This is a genomic window from Chryseobacterium sp. MIQD13 (genome assembly GCF_050496705.1).
In the GTDB taxonomy this organism is placed as follows: Bacteria; Bacteroidota; Bacteroidia; order Flavobacteriales; family Weeksellaceae; genus Chryseobacterium.
Genome location: NZ_JBNWAF010000002.1, coordinates 14,014 through 30,706 on the forward strand (window position 1 = coordinate 14,014; position 16,693 = coordinate 30,706).

A 16,693-nucleotide genomic window follows, 5' to 3' on the forward strand; every position below is an offset into this window, starting at 1 on the left:
AAAAAAGGAATTTCTCGCTCATTATCAATAATTACAAACTGATAAGGAACAATTTATTATTCTTTAATATATAGACTATGCCACTATCCAATCAACTTAATATTTAACTGAAAATCAATAAATTAAATTATTATTTCATTTTAAAATAATCTTTTATTCTTACATTATTGACATATAATTATAAATTTGCACTTTCATATATATTGAATGAGAGAATTACTAATACGCCAGAAACAGGTTTTGTTCTTCATTATTGCCGGCGGGCTTAGTGCCATTGTAGAGATTGGAAGCTTCAAGGCATTCAGTACCTATCTGCCGCATTTTTTTGCCAGAGAAACCAATTTTTACGGCATCCACTATCCTTTAAGTAATATTTTCTCTACAAGCTGCGGGATCATCAGCAATTATTTCCTGAGTATCTGGTTTGTCTTTGAGAGGGGAAAACACTCTAAAAGAAAAGAGTTTGCTTACTTTATGGCTGTTTCTTTCATTTCAACTTTATTGAGCTTAGGCTTTTTCCAGATTTTTTACAGCTTTATATTTAAGGATAATATCAATTTAATTTTTTATACCTTAAGCCCTGAAATGATCAGTAAGATTGCAGCAATCCTGCTGGTTTCCATGCTGAATTATTCAGTAAAAAAGAAAGTAATTTTTAACGGTTAAAAACGGTGACAAAAATTTTAAACCATCTCTGGAGATTCTGGCTGCTGCTACTGGCATTTGTCTTAACAGTTATATTAGGAATCCCGGTCTACATTTTATCCTTTAATAAAAAACATTACAAATACGCTTATAAGTTTATCCGCATCTGGTGTTTCGGTATGTTCTACGGCATGGGCCTGAGATATGACCTTACAAATCTTTCTGACCAGAAAAAGGAAAAAAACAAACCCTACGTTTTTATTTCAAACCATACTTCCATTATGGATATCATGCTTACCTGCATCCTGATGCCACAACATCCGATATGTTTTGTAGGTAAAAAAGAGCTTGTAAAGATTCCGATTTTCGGTACCATATATAAAAGGATATGTGTGATGGTAGACAGAGGCAGCGCAAGAAGCCGTGCTGATGTTTACAGAAGGTGTGCAGAAAAAATGGAAGAAGGAAACAGCATTGCCATATTTCCGGAAGGCGGTGTACCGGATGATACTTCCATTATTCTGGACGAATTTAAAGACGGTGCATTTACTTTATCTTCCAAACATAACTCACCGATCGCAGTTTATACTTTTATCGGATTAAAGGAAATTTTCCCTTTCGATAATGCAAAAGGATACCCGGGAAGGGTAAAAGTATATTTCAACGGAATCATGGAACCATCAGATTCTCCGAGAGATCTGAAGGCCGAAGCTTATAAAGAGATAAAAAAAACACTGCTGGAACATTCTATTTAAAAGAAATAGTTATATTTGTTTGCGAAATTTTTAACAAACATGTCAAATTATTCTAAACAAACCAATTGGGGACAGTTTATTCCCTTGGTTACTGTGTTCTTTTTCTGGGGATTTGTTGCGGCAAGTAATGACATTCTAATACCAGTTTTCCAAAAAGCCTTTAAATTGACCCAAACCGAAAGTATGCTCGTACAGATCTGCTTTTATGTGGCTTACACCGTGGGTTCTTTAATTTACATGGCAGTTTCAAAAGGTTTGAAACAGGATCTTATTAATAAAATAGGTTACAAGAACGGGCTTATTCTTGGTCTTCTTATTTCTGCCTCCGGAACTTTACTGTTCTATCCGGCAGCTAATATGGCATCCTTTCCTTTAATGATCTCCGGCCTATTCATTGTAGGGCTGGGTTTCTCATTACAGCAGATTGTTGCCAATCCGCTGGCCATTGAAGTGGGACCTACTGAAACAGGGTCTCAGAGGCTTACAATGGCAGGAGGAATCAACAACCTGGGAACAACCATCGGTCCTCTTATTGTATCGTTCGCTATTTTTGGCGCAGCCTCTACAGCCAATACAGAAGCAAGCATCGAGAGTGTAAAGATTCCTTATCTTATGCTGGGAGCTGCATTTGTATTAGTAGCCATAATGCTAAAATTCTCTTCCCTTCCGGCAGTAACTCCTACCAATACAAAAGATACTGATGATGTGGTTCCCGGAGACCACAAAACTTCGGCGTTCCAGTATCCTCAATTGGTGATGGGGATGATTGCCATCTTTGTATATGTAGGGGTAGAAGTTTCTACGGCAAGTAATCTTCCTGCATATATGGAAAAGAGCTTAGGATTTGAAACCAAAGATGTGGCTCCTTATATTTCATTATACTGGGCTTCATTGATGATTGGCCGTTGGACAGGTGCTGTAGAAGCATTTGATCTGAGTGCAGGTTTCAAAAAGATCTTAAGATTCCTTGCTCCTTATCTTGCATTCGGCGTATTCTTATTGGTAAATGCGATTGCAAAGCATGACCTTTCTCCTTTCTATATTTATGGTGCCGTTATCATTGTAATGATCATCTGTGATATTATGAGTAAAGGAAATCCTGCAAGAATGCTTCTGATTTTCTCTGTGGCAGGTATTACCGCTTTACTGATAGGAATGTTTACAACAGGAATGGTGTCCGTTTATGCTTTCACAAGTGTAGGATTATTCTGCTCTACTCTTTGGCCATGTATTTTCGCTCTTGCGATCAACGGACTTGGAAAACATACCAATCAGGGTTCAGGCTACCTGATCATGATGATCATGGGTGGTGGAGTTGTAAGCTTTATTCAGGGATATATTGCAGATAAAACGAATATTCATTTCAGCTATATCGTAGGTGTTATCTGTTTTGCTTATCTTGCATTCTATGCAATCCGTGTAACCGGGATCTTGAAATCCCAGGGTATTGATTTGGATAAAATCTCTAAAGGCAGTGGTCACTAGTACAACAAAAATAATATATAAAAAGAGATTTTGGGCAGGTGTATTACTTGCCCAATTTCTTTTGTTCTATATCTTCTCAAGGTCCGGAACAATGATTTCTTTTTTCGAACGTTTTTTTGAATTTCAGAAGAAAACCCACCAGATACTTTTCAGCTGGATCCCTTTTTCTTTTGGAGATCTCATTTATATTCTTCTGGGAATTTTTCTTTTATATCATATTTTTCTATGCTTTAAGAAGAAGAGTAGAAACAGAGCTATTTTAAGACTTCTGGCTGCCATTAACATCTTCTACTTTATCTACCAGATTTTTTGGGGAATGCTATATTTCCAAATCCCTGTTATAAAGAAACTTTCCAGCCAGAAAGAACCTGAAATTGAGAAAGCAAAGACATTGGCATTACGTTATCTGGAAAAATGCAAAACTACCCGGCAATCTGTACGGGAGGATAAAAACGGAATATTCATTGTAACTGATCTTACTTCTATCCAGACAGAAATTTTATATCAGCAGGCCCAGCTTCCAAAATATATTTCGGATAAAAATGCTCCACAGATCAATACCTTTAAACCCAGTCTTTTTAAAAGTGTAATGAATTTTACAGGAATACTGGGATATTACAATCCTTTCACTGCAGAAGCCCAGTATAATGCAAAGCTCCCTCATACCTTCATCCCGTTTACTTCCGCACATGAAAGTTCCCACCAACTTGGCTTTGCAAGAGAGCAGGAAGCTAATTTCATAGGCTATCTGATTGGTATCAATTCTAAAAATCTTGATCTAAGGTACAGCACTGAATATTTTACGTTAAAAAGCCTTTTAAGGTTTATTGTTGATGAGGATCCTGAGTTTGTAAAATCAGTCCTTAACCAATATTCCCCGGCCATGAAAAAAGACCGCGCATATGAAAGAAGTTTTATCTTCAGACATCAGGGCTGGCTGGATGATTTCTTTGGGTTTACCAATAACCTTTTTCTGAAGAGCAACCAGCAGGAAGGTGCCGTTACTTATTCTTACTTTATAGACCTCCTTTTGAACTACGAAAAGTAGTAAACAAAAAAAAGAATCGTATCAGGCGATACGATTCTAAAAACACAAATGATGAAAAAAAATTTATTACCTTGACTTGTTCCCTCATTCAAGGCGATGTAAAAGTACAACATATTTTATAAATACAAAAACATTTCTATTCTTTTTTTAAACTTTAAGAAAATTTTATGATTTTTTAAGTTTTTTTGAGTTCATAACTGAAAATTAGAACTTTAATAAAATAAATGATTCAATAATCAATCAATATCTAAATTTAATTTAACCTGTCAAAAATGCATAAAATTAAACAATTGTTTAATAATAAAATATTGGAATTTTCCGCCATTTTTTCAATTATAAAAATTAGAGTTATTTTCAGATAAGCGAATAAAAATGATAAAAAAGATATAAAAAGTGCAATTGCCAAAAAAAAACATCTCCATAATTCTCCACTTATTTTCTTATTCTGAAATTCACCCAACTAAAAACCATCAATTGAGATCAATTTTTCCAAGAAAATCACCTGTCATTATTTCTCTTTTTTCTTCTTTTAAATTAAAAATATTTTATCCTTAATAATTTCCGCTTATCCTGAAATTTGAAATTCTACACAGCTAAAAACTATATAGATATTTATAAGTATGAATATAAAAAGGTTCAATGTCTTATTGAACTTTCAGAGATAGTACAGTATAGCATACTAAGAAATCTCCTACCCGGTTTTATTACGGAATCAACTCAATTTTCAACTAAACAAAGTAAAAAACACAAAAATATTTACACTAAATCAAGTATTTAACAATGGTATATCACCAGCAAAAGAAAAAAAACTTGTTTTTTTAAAACATCTGCGTATTTTAGATAAAAATATTACTATGATTTTCGACAAGCTAATTAACTATCTAAAACTCGATAAACAGGAATTTTCTTTCCAGTTCAACTCTCATCCAAATTACCCTTCCGCATTGGCTTTTAGTGATACGCTTAACTTTATGGGCGTAAAAAATGATGCTTATGAACTTGATAAAGAATATTGGGATGAACTGCCTGAAGAATTTATTGCGATCGTAGATAATTCTTTTTCTCTGGTAAAGAAATCGGGAGCTAGTTATTCGGTTTATTCTGAAAAGGCTAAAACACTTAATAAGGAAGAACTTCATAAGAAATCAACGGATTTTGTACTGCTTTTTGAAAAAAGTGAAAATGCAGAAAATAAGGCAGCTTTTAATTTTAAGCCTCTTCTATATGTTGTTTTTGCAATCATTCTTGGCTATTCTTTTTTCACCCAAACCATATTTGAAGTTCTTTTTAATGTTCTTTCTTTGGCTGGTGTCTATATTTCACTGGAAATTTTCAATCAGAAATTTGGAAATACTTCTACAGTAATCGGAAGTATTTGCGGTGACACTTCCGCCAAGCAGGCCACCAACTCATGTGACAAGATCATCAAACAGGATAAGACAAGTATTTTAGGACTGAAATTTTCCGATTTTTCTCTGATCTACTTTACAGGTCTTGCAGTATTAGGGCTTTTCCTTCCGGCAACAGCATATATTGTAAAAGGATTTACCTTTGTTTCTATACTGGCCATCGGCTATTCACTATATATCCAGGCTTTTGTGGAAAAAACATTCTGCAGGGTCTGCCTTTTGATCATCTCAATTCTCGTGGGGCAACTGGTACTTAGCATTTTGTTTTTCCAAAGCACTCCATTGAGCATAGGAGCATTACTATTAACAGCTGTTCTCTGGATACTTATTTTCTCAGCTGTTCTATATTTCAGTACTATACTTTCCCAAAAAGAGAGCCTTCAGAAATCGAATGCTAAAAACCTTAGATTTAAAAGAAACTATGAGCTTTTCAAAAGTCAGCTTTTAGAAAATGAAAAAATAGAATTTCAGGATACTGAGACTTTTGTATTAGGAAATAAGGATTCTAAACTTCGTCTTTCAATTGTATCCAATCCTTATTGTGGTTTTTGCAAAGATGGTCACAAGATTATGGAAGGGCTTCTTGAAAAATATCCTGATGACATTTCTGTACAGATCCGTTTCAACTATTCCTCGGAAAGGGCTGATGAGAAATACACGAAATTACTTTCAGCCTTTAAACACATTTACAACAGTAAGCCTCAAAAAGAATTTTTGAAAGCTGTTGAAGAATGGTTTGAAACAAGAGATGAAAACAAAATCGTATCGTTATCCGGATCATCAGAAACGGAAGACCTGACTCCATTTATTGAAATGACAAAAGATAACAGCAATTCCGGACTGAACTTCACCCCTATTTTTATTCTTAACGGACATCAGTTTCCGGATAAATATGAACGTGAAGATATCTGGTTTTTTGTTGATGAATTAATGGAAGACGAGGACTTTCAATAAGAATCCTCCTGAATTGAAAAAATCACTATCTTAGGAAAAAATAATAGAATCAGAAAAGCTAATACTAAACAATATGAAAAACTTAAAAAAAATTTCAAGAGAAAGTCTAAAAACTATTAAAGGCGGATTCAGAAGATGTCCGGAAGATGGAGAATGTGGCGACGGACAATGTTGTGCAAACGGTGCATGCAGACTCATAGCAGGAGCCGGGCCGGATACTTATTACTGCACAGCATATCCAATCAACTGATTCTAGGTTATATCGATTAGATTCGTTAAGTGTCAGTAAGTGACCATGAATGCTCATCATGTTGATCCAGTAAAATAATACTGTCATCAACTTTAATGATTATGTAAAAAATGAATAAAAAAATGTCGCCCTATTGTGGCGGCATTTTATAATGAGTATAAATTTTGAAGAAATTTCCCTTTTATAAACAGCCGGACGCTAAAGACTGCGGACCTACCTGCCTTAGAATAGTAAGTAAATATTATGGCAGAAGCATCTCTCTGCAGCAGATCCGTACACTTTCTGAAACCACCCGTGAAGGAAGCAGCCTTTTAGGATTGAGTGATGCATCAGAAAATTTAGGATTCCGTTCTCTTGGAGTCCAGATCGATTTTAATACCCTTGCAGAAGAAGTGCCATTCCCGTGTATTGTTCACTGGAACAAGAACCACTTCGTTGTTGTCTATAAAATTGATAAAAATAATAAAGTCTATATTTCAGACCCAAGCTACGGACTGATTACTTATACCCGTGAAGAATTCATCAAATTATGGATCGGAGAAAATGCCAATGAGAATACGGAAGAGGGAATTGCCCTTATTCTTGAAACAACGCCTGCATTTTTTCAAACTGAATTTGATGCTGAAGAAAGTAAAGCAAGCTTCTCTTTCCTTTCAAAATACCTGCTTAAATACAAGTCACTGGTTATACAGCTTGCCGTAGGTCTTTTGGCAGGAAGTTTACTCTCACTTATTTTCCCGTTTCTTACTCAGAGTATTGTGGATGTCGGGATACAGAATCAGGATCTCAACTTTATTTATGTTGTGCTTCTTGCCCAGATTATGCTATTCCTTGGAAGAATGGGTATTGAAGTGATCCGAAGCTGGATCCTCCTCCATCTTTCTGCAAGAATCAATATTTCCATTATCTCAGATTTCTTTATCAAACTGATGAGGCTTCCGATAAGCTTTTTCGATACAAGAATGACAGGAGATATTATGCAAAGGATAAACGACCACCACAGAATTGAACAGCTATTAACCAGCTCTTCATTAAATACTCTGTTTTCACTGGTCAATCTTATTATCTTCAGTATTGTCCTTTTATTTTATGATTACAGACTGTTTCTGGTTTATCTTGTAGGAGCTGCCTTGTATATCGGGTGGATCAGCTTTTTTCTTAATAAGAGAAAGGAGCTTGATTATAAAAGATTCTCTCAGGTTTCGCAGGAACAAAGTAAGGTAATCGAGCTTATCAACGGTATGCAGGAAATCAAAATGCATAACGCAGAAAAACAAAAGCGTTGGGACTGGGAATTCCTGCAGGTAAAACTGTTTAAAATAAGAATAAAATCTCTTTCTCTGGAACAATGGCAGTCTGTAGGAGGAAATTTTATTAACCAGATGAAAGATATTCTGGTAAGTTTCCTGTCTGCCAAATTAGTTTTAAGCGGAAACCTTACTCTGGGGATGATGCTTTCGGTACAGTATATTATCGGACAGCTGAATAGCCCGCTGCTACAGCTTATTGACTTTATCAAGCAGACTCAGGATGCTAAAATTTCACTGGAAAGACTGGGTGAAATCCATGACAAAGAAGATGAAGAGGATAAAAACGAGCAGTACGCAGTTGAGATTCCACAGAAAGATATTGACGTAAGCAATATATCATTCAGATACATCGGGTCAGATGTTCCCGTATTTGAAGATCTCAGTCTTAGTATTCCTTACCAGAAAACAACGGCTATTGTAGGCGCCAGCGGAAGTGGAAAAACCACTCTTTTAAAGCTTCTGATGAAATTTTATGAACCTAATTCAGGAGAAATTAAACTTGGAAACACTCAGTTAAAAAATATCTCACCAAGGTTCTGGAGAGATCACTGCGGAGTTGTAATGCAGGAAGGATATGTATTTAATGATACTATCGCCAATAATATTGCCGTAGGAGAAGATCACGTTGACAAACAGAAACTGAGACGTGCTGTGGAGATTGCCAATATCAAAGAGTTTATTGAAGGGCTTCCTTTAAGCTATAATACAAAAATCGGAAATGAAGGTGTAGGAGTCAGCGGTGGCCAGAAACAGAGACTTTTCATTGCCAGAGCTGTTTACAAATCGCCTGAGTTTATCTTTTTCGATGAAGCTACTTCTGCTTTGGATGCCAATAATGAAAAAGTGATTATGGAAAATCTTGAGCAGTTCTTCAAAGGCAAAACAGCCATCGTAATTGCCCATAGATTATCAACAGTAAAACATGCTGATAAAATTATAGTTTTGGATAAAGGCAAAGTGGTAGAGGAAGGTAATCACGCTGAACTGGTAGCCCTTAAAGGCGAATATTACAGACTGGTAAAAAATCAGCTTGAATTAGGAAATTAATAATGCTCCTTCTGGAACATGAAGGAAATTTTATCTTACAAACATGAAAGAAGACATCTTAGACAATATAGAACTCCGCTCGGAGAGTGTTCAGGACATTCTCACCCAGCCTCCTCACTGGATGATACGTTGGGGAAACAGTGTCATATTAGTGATTCTCCTGCTTATCCTCGTGATGAGCTACATTATAAAGTACCCGGAATTTGTTTCTGCTCCCGTTATTGTTACCTCACAAAATCCTCCTGAAAAAATTGAGGCCAGAACCAGCTCAAAAATTGAAAAGATTTTCATCAAAGATCATCAGGAAGTTAAAAAGAATGAGGTACTTATGGTCATGCAGTCCGCAGCAAATTATAAAGATGTTTTGGAGCTGAAGAAACTTGTAGATTCTACCGCACCCAATCAGCTCGGTTCTTTCCCGATTGCCATGACCTCCAGGTTTAAACTTGGTGAGCTGCAAGGTGACTACAACAATTTTGCTAAAGCGTTCCAGGATGAGGAGCTCTTTACAAGACTTCAGCCTTATGCACCGGAAAATATAGCAGCCAATCAGAGCATCTCAGAATATAGAAGCAGGATTACTACCTTAAAGCAGCAGAAAAGCTTAGAATTAGCCAAGTATGAATTATCAAAGAAAAGCTATCAAAGATCCCAGGAACTCTTCAATCAGGGAGTCATTGCATCTATAGAGCTTGAAAATGAAAAAATAAAATTTCTTCAGGCCCAGCAGAACCTTGAAAATCTCAATATTTCCATTTCCCAGATGGATGAGGGGATTTCCAATTTAAATAAAACAAAAAGCGGAACAGCCATCAATACAGAAAAAGACAAGATTACCTATTCTTCCCAGACTTTACAACTTTTTGAACAGCTCCGTAAGTCTTTAAAACAGTGGGAACAGAATTATCTTGTGATTTCTTCTACAGATGGGATGGCCAGCTTTCAGCAGTTTTTTGGGGAAAATCAGTTTGTGAAAACGGCAGAACCTATTCTTTCCATACTGCCTTCAAATAAAGAAAAGCTGGTAGGTAGAATGTCTGTTCCTACTGTCAACTCAGGAAAGGTAACTACGGGTCAGAAGGTATTGATTAAACTGGATAACTACCGTTTTCAGGAATATGGTATTGTAGAAGGGAAAGTTCAGAATATTTCTCTTATTCCTGACGAAAAAGGAAATTATTATGTGGATGTAATTCTTCCAAAAGGATTAAAAACAAGTTATAACAAAAACCTTACATTTGATAAAGAACTCAGGGGTAATGCAGAAATTGTAACACAGGATCTGAGACTTATTGAGAGATTTTTCTACCAGATCAGAAAATTATTAGGATACCAAAGCTAAACTATCCTTTTAAATAGCATAATAAAAATAAAGTCGCAGCTATTGTAAGCTGCGGCTTTTTATTTCAGCATTATTGATTAAAGCAAAATTTCATAAAATAACCGCACTTAAAGTACGGTTATTTCTCACCTTTAAAGATGGTGAAGCTGTGAATATAGTAGAAATAAAGTATTCAATTTAAATTCATTGTAGCTTTAAGATTCATTTTTATCTGAGCAATAATAATACGAAGCAGTTTCAGACGTAAACTGAAATGCCATTTCGGAAACCTCGGATGCTCCATATGTTCGCTGATCATAATGAAAGTAACAGCGATCATAGCCAGGTTATGTCCGGCAGGTAATAACATCGGGAAAAGCATCAGGGCCCATCCTGCACCTACGCACCAGATTCCATGCATAATTCCAAACGTTAATGCATCCCGATCCGCTTCAGAGCCAAAAGCTGCAAGAGGAATATGATCATGCCCTCTGTTCAGATATCTCTGTTTGATTGGGGAAAACTGCCATATCAAAGCAATGATTCCAACAAGCAATGCAGGGATATAGGAATTCGGCATCAAAAAATTCAATCCTACGATTAAAGCATTCATCAAAAAGCCCATCACAATCCATACTGCTGTATATCCAAATATAAAAAGTATTGCAGACCGGAATCGGCGGCTTTTAAAATTACGCTCACAGATGTACTGAACCGGTGTAATCAATTTAGGCAGCATCATAGCTAAAACCATCAGGGTCCATCCCAACATAAGATCAGAAACCGGATTCATCTGTAGAAGCATCTGGAGTGATGCTTTTGACGGTCCTTCAAAGGTAACATGACAGTGTTTTACCCTCATAATACCACCGGGATTAAATAATAGAATCACCCAAAATACAGCACTGACTGCCAGAATCGTTACGCTTATTGAGTACCGAATCCTTTTCGAGGTTTTCATAGCTTTTGCTCTTCACGATAAATACTCACACGGCCTACTGTAATTTTTTCATCGGCAGCAATTGCATTATCAGGCAGAATGGTTACATCCAGAGAATCAATATCCAGTTTATTATTGATATACAGGTTATCGATAATTTCTGTGATATTGAGGATAAAAGTAAGCCCGTTACCTGCATTATGTCCGTCGTTGTGAGAAGCATTACGAAGTCCGAAAAGAGAAACATGTCCGGCAAGCTGATGATTTACCGAAACCTTCAGTATATTGGCATCCTTGGTCCCTTTTACATTCTCAAGCTGAAGATAAACCTGATCCGGTAAACTGGATGCAGAAGCTTTCATCAGACTGTTAGGCACATTCTTCCATGAACTACTTTCTAATTTAACCGTAGTCTTTATTCCTGATCCGTCTATTTGAACTTGTCCTGCATTGGCACCAACAAGCTCCGAATTACTTCCTAGGTTCATATTCTGTTCTTGTAAAGTTTCTGTTACTACTGATTTTGCACCTAATTTAGTTAATCTTTGGGAAAGAGTCTTTTCTAATAAAGGAGCTGTTGTTGGTGCAAGATCATCATATGTATAATCAAGTCTGGCCAAACTGGTCATTTCTCCGGGAGTATATACCCAAGCTTTATTATTGGGCAGAGGCATGATAAATTCTCTTTCGCCATAAAGAGCAGGCCCACCCAGCCACATTGGATTAATAGGATTATGATTTTTCACGTTCCATGAGGCCCACATTCTGTCGATATTGCAGTGGTGCAGATAAAAAATAGGATCAAGTCCCGCAGAATCCGGATCGGACATTAATCCATCTTGCCCTCCTACCTGCACATGTACCAGGTTATGAGGATTGCTTTCAAGATTACCGCTCACTCTTCCATCATGTGAAAACTTTGTTTCCGGCCCGCCATAACCGGGAAGTGAGGTTGAGGAATTACTTCCCGTATAAATGGTATTTCCCTGACAGGCTTCTGAAATTGGAGGAATTTCAATATAGATATTTCCATTATTTTTAGGACCATATCTCGCAGTTACATATAATGGATTAAGAGTTCCATCAGGAAGGTTTTTTTCTGTAAAGGCCGGAGGTATTTTATACTGATCATCCGGCCCCAGATAATTCCAATATGGAAGAGCCCAATCAGCAGGGCCTCCCAAGCTGATCACAGCCTCCCGAATCTGCTCTTCAAGGGCAATAAGATAACCACGATGCCAAGGCGCAAAATACCAGCTTTGGTGCTGACATTGGTTCCAGTACTTATTTATAGTAGCTGTATCCGGAAGAGGGGTTGTCGGAACGTTTGGCAACCCTGGAAGAACATTCCAGTTTGGAAATTCGCTTCCTCCCATTTGCTCACCATGCATAGCGGCGAAGAACCACCAGCTGTTTTCATCATTTAAGGCACGGGACTGCATCACCCCAACTGCTTTTGCATACCATAAAAGATCCGGATTATCAAAGGTCCCATTTTGGTCCCACGCATTTTTTCTCGTAAACTTAGCCATAGAATTCATTTTTGTTTTCTGGTTATTTAAAGTTTTTAAAAATTACTGCTAAAAAACAGTCTTCATATATCACAAATCTATGCACATGCAATGGAAAATTATTAAGTATTTATACCTAATTTTCCCCATTCTGTGAAATTAACAAATAGTATAGATTTTATAGAAGTTAAAAATCAGAGAAACTTTACAGCAATTTGAAATTGGAACAATAAGTCACAGAAATCTATAGTAAGAAGATCTTAATTTATCATTTGAAAAAATATAATGAGGGCTTATAAAAATAAAAAAAGGATAGCAATATAAATTACTATCCTCTTTATTGTAGCGAAGACGGGAATTGAACCCGTGACCTCAGGGTTATGAATCCTGCGCTCTAACCAACTGAGCTACCTCGCCGTTTTGGTGGTGCAAATATAGAAAATATTTGCTTACTACCAAAATTATTTTAGTTTAAAATATTCCAAAACATTGCCTACATGGTCTGGTTTATTGATTATCTTATTGTTAGCATCCAAAATAAAATACGTAGGAGTTGCATGTACATTGTAAGTATCTACATAACTACTGTTCCATCCTCTTAATTCAGAATCATTGATCCAAGGAAATGCAGCAATCTTTTGAGTATAAGAGTTCTTATCTGTATCTAAAGACAAACCTACAATCTGCACATTTTTCGCCTTCAAATCACTGTATTTTGCCAAAAGCTGAGGCAACTCGCTTTCACAGTGAGAACAGGTAGACGACCAGAAAACAATGATTTTTTTATCTGCTTTTACATCATGCAATGACTTTACAGATGTATTTGCCGGAGACTGAAATTTAATGTTCGGGAATACAGCTCCCATTTCAACATTGGCATTGGATTTCAGAGTAGTTGCAAGCCTGTCAGTAATAGTACATTTAAGATTTTTCGCAAGGGTAAGATACTTGGTTTTGAATTCCTCCATATCATAAGCATCAAAAATATCAATAAGCTCTGACAAAACAGTTTGTCCTCTTGGGGTTTCAACTTTTAAACGATCCAGAAGCGTATCCACAGAACCTCCAACATTAGTATTCCCTCCTGAATTAAGATAAGCCACCAAAACAGGTCTCAAAAGTGAGGAAGTCTCAAGCATGTCATTAGATTTATCCAGGAAGTTGACAATATCATCCTGAGTGACCTTTTTAGCCGGATCTGTAGAGTTAGAAAGGAATTTATTGTAGTTTGTATTATAATAGGAAATAAACGGATGCTGTGCTGCATCAATACTGCCACTCATCCCGGAAAGTTTTTCTATTTCAGTTTTCAGGGCTTTACCAAAGTCAGTATTGTCTTTATAATATTCTTTGATCTGAGCCAGCGCAGGGAGAATAAGCTCTTTTTTCTGAGAACCTTCCTGCTGTTTACTCATAAGATCATTAACTTCATCCAGATAGACAACATCCTTAAGCTTATTATTCTGAACATCCATTTTGATACTAACATTTTTATTCTCCGAAACAAAGCTTACCGCATTATTTGAAGCCGGAAAATACACTTTCATCATTCCCATATAATGGTTTGGATACTTGAAGGTCCATGTATTATTCTTGCTCTGTTCTTTGGTAACGATTATATCTTTTGAACCGTTTAGCGTGTATAGAATGGCATCCTGATCTTTAAATTCGGCAGGTGTCTGAATTGTAACTGTAAACTGAGCCTGCAGGGAAAATGCAGCTAATACTGCAGATAATATATATATCTTTTTCATAGAGTAAAAATAAAAAAACTCTCTGATTAATCAGAGAGTTTAATATTATTTTAATAAAATTTTAGGCTTTTTGGCTCTTCAATTTCTTTGTGTAATACATAATGAATGCAACTGCAACAATAGATAGCAGATAAACATACATATCAATAGGTGATGCAGGACCTCCAGGACCTACCCCTCCTGTACCTGTTGAAGGACCAGTTGGTACTGGTGGTATTTCATCATCTGCCTTGACCAGAAGTGTTCCGAAAAAGAAAAGAGCAAGTACTAGTTTATTAATAGTTTTCATAATATTTATTTTAAGATTTTAGTGTTAACGGTTTCTCCTTTATCGGAAACAATTTTTACAACATAAGAATTTTTAACGGCTCCATCAAGCTCTATTACAAAATCCCTAGATGCATCAACTGCCTTTTTAGAAATAACCAGTTTACCGCTCATATCATAAACTTCAATATCTGCTTTTTTCCAGTTTGGATCAAATCTAACAATGTAGTTAGAAATTGCTGGGTTATACACTACTAATGTTCTTGAAACTGCAGCTGTTTCTTTTGCCGCCAGTACCACATTACTAGGCTCCCCATAATATAAATCATAAGATGCAACAGCGTTAGGTGCAATACCGTCTTGTGTTGCAGGCTGCAAAGTACCGTTTGATGCTTTATAGTAGAATCCGATACCTGCAGATAACAAGTGAGTTCCTGTAGAAACTAACTCTCCGTTTTCTCTTATTTCAAATTTGTAAGACTTTACCTTACCGGTATCATAATTTACCAGTTTAACATTCTTACCTTTAAAATTACTTTCATTGGCTTCATTAATATATAACCAATATTGTGAAGTATAGTTTGTATCATAACCACCATTCAAAGCTTCTTCAAATGTACCTATGATATTACTTCCTGCTGTTGCCTGAACTGTAGTTGCCACAGAAGTCTGGTGACCTGTAACAGCATTAGGTGAAACCACATAATATGTTCTTGCCACTTCTTTTCCGTTAACATCTAATCCAATTACCCCAAGCTGTTTTACTGTACCTTCAGTAATTTTTCCTGCATTTTTAGCAGCATTAACATTGTAATCAGTAGTAGCAGCTCTAACTGTTGAGTTAAATCTTCTAAGGGTATTAAAATTTAATGTCTGGGAAGTATTATCTCTCAACTTCAGAACGAAAGTCTGCATTGGTTTAATAATCATACCAATATCTCCAACAGGTACACCTCCTGGACTAGTATAAGTCTGGATTAATGCTCCTGAACTGTAAGCATTTCCCTGAGAACCTACTATTACAGTTCCCGGATCATATCTTACACCCCAGATATTGCTGATGTTATTTCCATCAGTAACACCACCAACTCCTCCGGCTTCTGCATATCCAATTCTTGATAAATCAAGATTAGTGAAGAAAGGGTTACCGAACTGGTAAATGTTTTTACCAAAAGTTCCTGACCAAGCAGTAGCAGAGTTTTCGAACTGATCCTGAAGATAAGTGTTATATCTTTCATTATATCCATTGATTGCCGTACCACCTGGGCCAAAATTAACATTCCCTGCATTCTGAAGAGTTGCAGCAGAGGCAAATGTTGCATAAGGACGACCATTTAGGGTATGCATAGAAGCACTTACATCTAAATTGTTATTATTAGATCCAAGCATATAGTATGCAGAACCATCGCTGGTAGTAAGGGATAAATTTGGATAATGATCAGCGATAGCTGCAGTATTGTTCCATTTTAGAATTTCGTTTTGGCTTCTTCTTACAGTACCAAATGTCTTACCCAATTCAGTGGATAATGTACTCATAGTTTTACCAAAGAAAGGTAGCCCAACTTGTTGATAATAGTTTCCGGTACCATTTTTCTTGGTTCTGAATTCCTTACTTACGATTCCAGTAATGTCACTTTGGCTTAAACCATCAACATATAATTGTCCGTAAGTAGATGCATCATCTGTGGTAGTAGGAGTATTAAGTCTTAAAATGATGTTTCCACCATCAGTTTTAGGAGTACCTGCTCCCGCTCCTGAAATTGTTTTGATACCATCTCCTGCAGTACCTACAACCATTACATTACCGTGAACGTCAAGAGTACCGTTATCTCTTGTCTGTACACCTCCTCCACTATAGACGAGGGTGCCTTCACTCACATACATATTAGCATTAGTGTCTACGTGACATAGAACATTCTGCGCCTGAACAGAATAACTAATTGCTAAAAGACCTATAGCAAATAAACTTTTTCTCATTGTATATAATTATTTGTGTG

The 16,693-nt window shown here is 36.4% G+C and carries 13 protein-coding genes and 1 tRNA gene; 8 read left to right on the forward strand and 6 right to left on the reverse strand.

The features are described from left to right. The first annotated feature begins 207 nt into the window (after positions 1–207). The 8 genes from ACQWU4_RS07115 (at position 208) to ACQWU4_RS07150 (ending at position 10,245) form a co-directional block, all read left to right on the forward strand. Positions 208–666, forward strand: coding sequence for a GtrA family protein (locus ACQWU4_RS07115; protein WP_429935093.1), 459 nt, complete (start codon positions 208–210; stop codon positions 664–666). A gap of 5 nt (positions 667–671) precedes the next feature. Next, positions 672–1,400 carry a lysophospholipid acyltransferase family protein gene (locus tag ACQWU4_RS07120; RefSeq protein WP_429935094.1) on the forward strand — a complete coding sequence of 243 codons (729 nt, stop codon included), beginning with the start codon at positions 672–674 and terminating at the stop codon, positions 1,398–1,400. Between the two features lie 39 nt (positions 1,401–1,439). Then, on the forward strand, positions 1,440–2,885 hold the full coding sequence (locus ACQWU4_RS07125) for an MFS transporter (RefSeq protein WP_429935095.1): 1,446 nt from the start codon (positions 1,440–1,442) through the stop codon (positions 2,883–2,885). A 91-nt stretch (positions 2,886–2,976) separates the two neighbouring features. Then, a complete protein-coding gene (locus tag ACQWU4_RS07130; protein WP_429935096.1) occupies positions 2,977–3,933 on the forward strand; it encodes a DUF3810 domain-containing protein in 957 nt (318 codons plus the stop codon). Positions 3,934–4,787: 854 nt separating this feature from the next. Continuing rightward, a complete protein-coding gene (locus ACQWU4_RS07135) occupies positions 4,788–6,296 on the forward strand; it encodes a vitamin K epoxide reductase family protein (protein WP_429935097.1) in 1,509 nt (502 codons plus the stop codon). A 73-nt stretch (positions 6,297–6,369) separates the two neighbouring features. Further along, a complete protein-coding gene (locus ACQWU4_RS07140) occupies positions 6,370–6,546 on the forward strand; it encodes a bacteriocin-like protein (protein ID WP_429935098.1) in 177 nt (58 codons plus the stop codon). 164 nt (positions 6,547–6,710) lie between these two features. Beyond that, entirely contained in the window at positions 6,711–8,903 is a 2,193-nt protein-coding gene (locus ACQWU4_RS07145) for a peptidase domain-containing ABC transporter (protein ID WP_429935099.1), read from the forward strand. Between the two features lie 43 nt (positions 8,904–8,946). After that, complete coding sequence (locus ACQWU4_RS07150) at positions 8,947–10,245, forward strand: HlyD family secretion protein (RefSeq protein ID WP_429935100.1); 1,299 nt, start codon at positions 8,947–8,949, stop codon at positions 10,243–10,245. 172 nt (positions 10,246–10,417) lie between these two features. Here the strand turns inward: ACQWU4_RS07150 and ACQWU4_RS07155 are convergent, their stop codons facing one another. The 6 genes from ACQWU4_RS07155 to ACQWU4_RS07180 all read right to left on the reverse strand — a co-directional run bounded on the left by ACQWU4_RS07155 (position 10,418) and on the right by ACQWU4_RS07180 (position 16,673). Then, entirely contained in the window at positions 10,418–11,185 is a 768-nt protein-coding gene (locus ACQWU4_RS07155) for a DUF2182 domain-containing protein (protein ID WP_429935101.1), read from the reverse strand. Further along, entirely contained in the window at positions 11,182–12,696 is a 1,515-nt protein-coding gene (locus ACQWU4_RS07160; protein WP_429935102.1) for a tyrosinase family protein, read from the reverse strand. The genes ACQWU4_RS07155 and ACQWU4_RS07160 overlap by 4 nt, the downstream gene beginning before the upstream one ends. A 322-nt stretch (positions 12,697–13,018) precedes the next feature. Further along, a tRNA-Met gene (locus ACQWU4_RS07165) sits at positions 13,019–13,092 on the reverse strand. Positions 13,093–13,136: 44 nt separating this feature from the next. Further along, positions 13,137–14,429 (reverse strand): peroxiredoxin family protein, encoded by a 1,293-nt coding sequence (locus ACQWU4_RS07170; protein ID WP_429935103.1) that lies wholly within the window; start codon positions 14,427–14,429, stop codon positions 13,137–13,139. Between the two features lie 61 nt (positions 14,430–14,490). Further along, entirely contained in the window at positions 14,491–14,718 is a 228-nt protein-coding gene (locus ACQWU4_RS07175) for a signal peptidase (protein WP_429935104.1), read from the reverse strand. A gap of 5 nt (positions 14,719–14,723) precedes the next feature. Further along, complete coding sequence (locus tag ACQWU4_RS07180) at positions 14,724–16,673, reverse strand: T9SS type A sorting domain-containing protein (RefSeq protein ID WP_429935105.1); 1,950 nt, start codon at positions 16,671–16,673, stop codon at positions 14,724–14,726. Positions 16,674–16,693: the final 20 nt, after the last annotated feature.

What these genes read in the sequence shown, in the direction of transcription:
- ACQWU4_RS07115 (WP_429935093.1), top strand. Translation starts at nt 208, where the DNA reads ATGAGAGAATTACTAATACGCCAGAAACAGGTTTTGTTCTTCATTATT.
- ACQWU4_RS07125 (WP_429935095.1), top strand. Translation starts at nt 1,440, where the DNA reads ATGTCAAATTATTCTAAACAAACCAATTGGGGACAGTTTATTCCCTTG.
- ACQWU4_RS07130 (WP_429935096.1), top strand. Translation starts at nt 2,977, where the DNA reads ATGATTTCTTTTTTCGAACGTTTTTTTGAATTTCAGAAGAAAACCCAC.
- ACQWU4_RS07135 (WP_429935097.1), top strand. Translation starts at nt 4,788, where the DNA reads ATGATTTTCGACAAGCTAATTAACTATCTAAAACTCGATAAACAGGAA.
- ACQWU4_RS07140 (WP_429935098.1), top strand. Translation starts at nt 6,370, where the DNA reads ATGAAAAACTTAAAAAAAATTTCAAGAGAAAGTCTAAAAACTATTAAA.
- ACQWU4_RS07150 (WP_429935100.1), top strand. Translation starts at nt 8,947, where the DNA reads ATGAAAGAAGACATCTTAGACAATATAGAACTCCGCTCGGAGAGTGTT.
- ACQWU4_RS07155 (WP_429935101.1), bottom strand. Translation starts at nt 11,185, where the DNA reads ATGAAAACCTCGAAAAGGATTCGGTACTCAATAAGCGTAACGATTCTG.
- ACQWU4_RS07160 (WP_429935102.1), bottom strand. Translation starts at nt 12,696, where the DNA reads ATGGCTAAGTTTACGAGAAAAAATGCGTGGGACCAAAATGGGACCTTT.
- ACQWU4_RS07170 (WP_429935103.1), bottom strand. Translation starts at nt 14,429, where the DNA reads ATGAAAAAGATATATATATTATCTGCAGTATTAGCTGCATTTTCCCTG.
- ACQWU4_RS07175 (WP_429935104.1), bottom strand. Translation starts at nt 14,718, where the DNA reads ATGAAAACTATTAATAAACTAGTACTTGCTCTTTTCTTTTTCGGAACA.
- ACQWU4_RS07180 (WP_429935105.1), bottom strand. Translation starts at nt 16,673, where the DNA reads ATGAGAAAAAGTTTATTTGCTATAGGTCTTTTAGCAATTAGTTATTCT.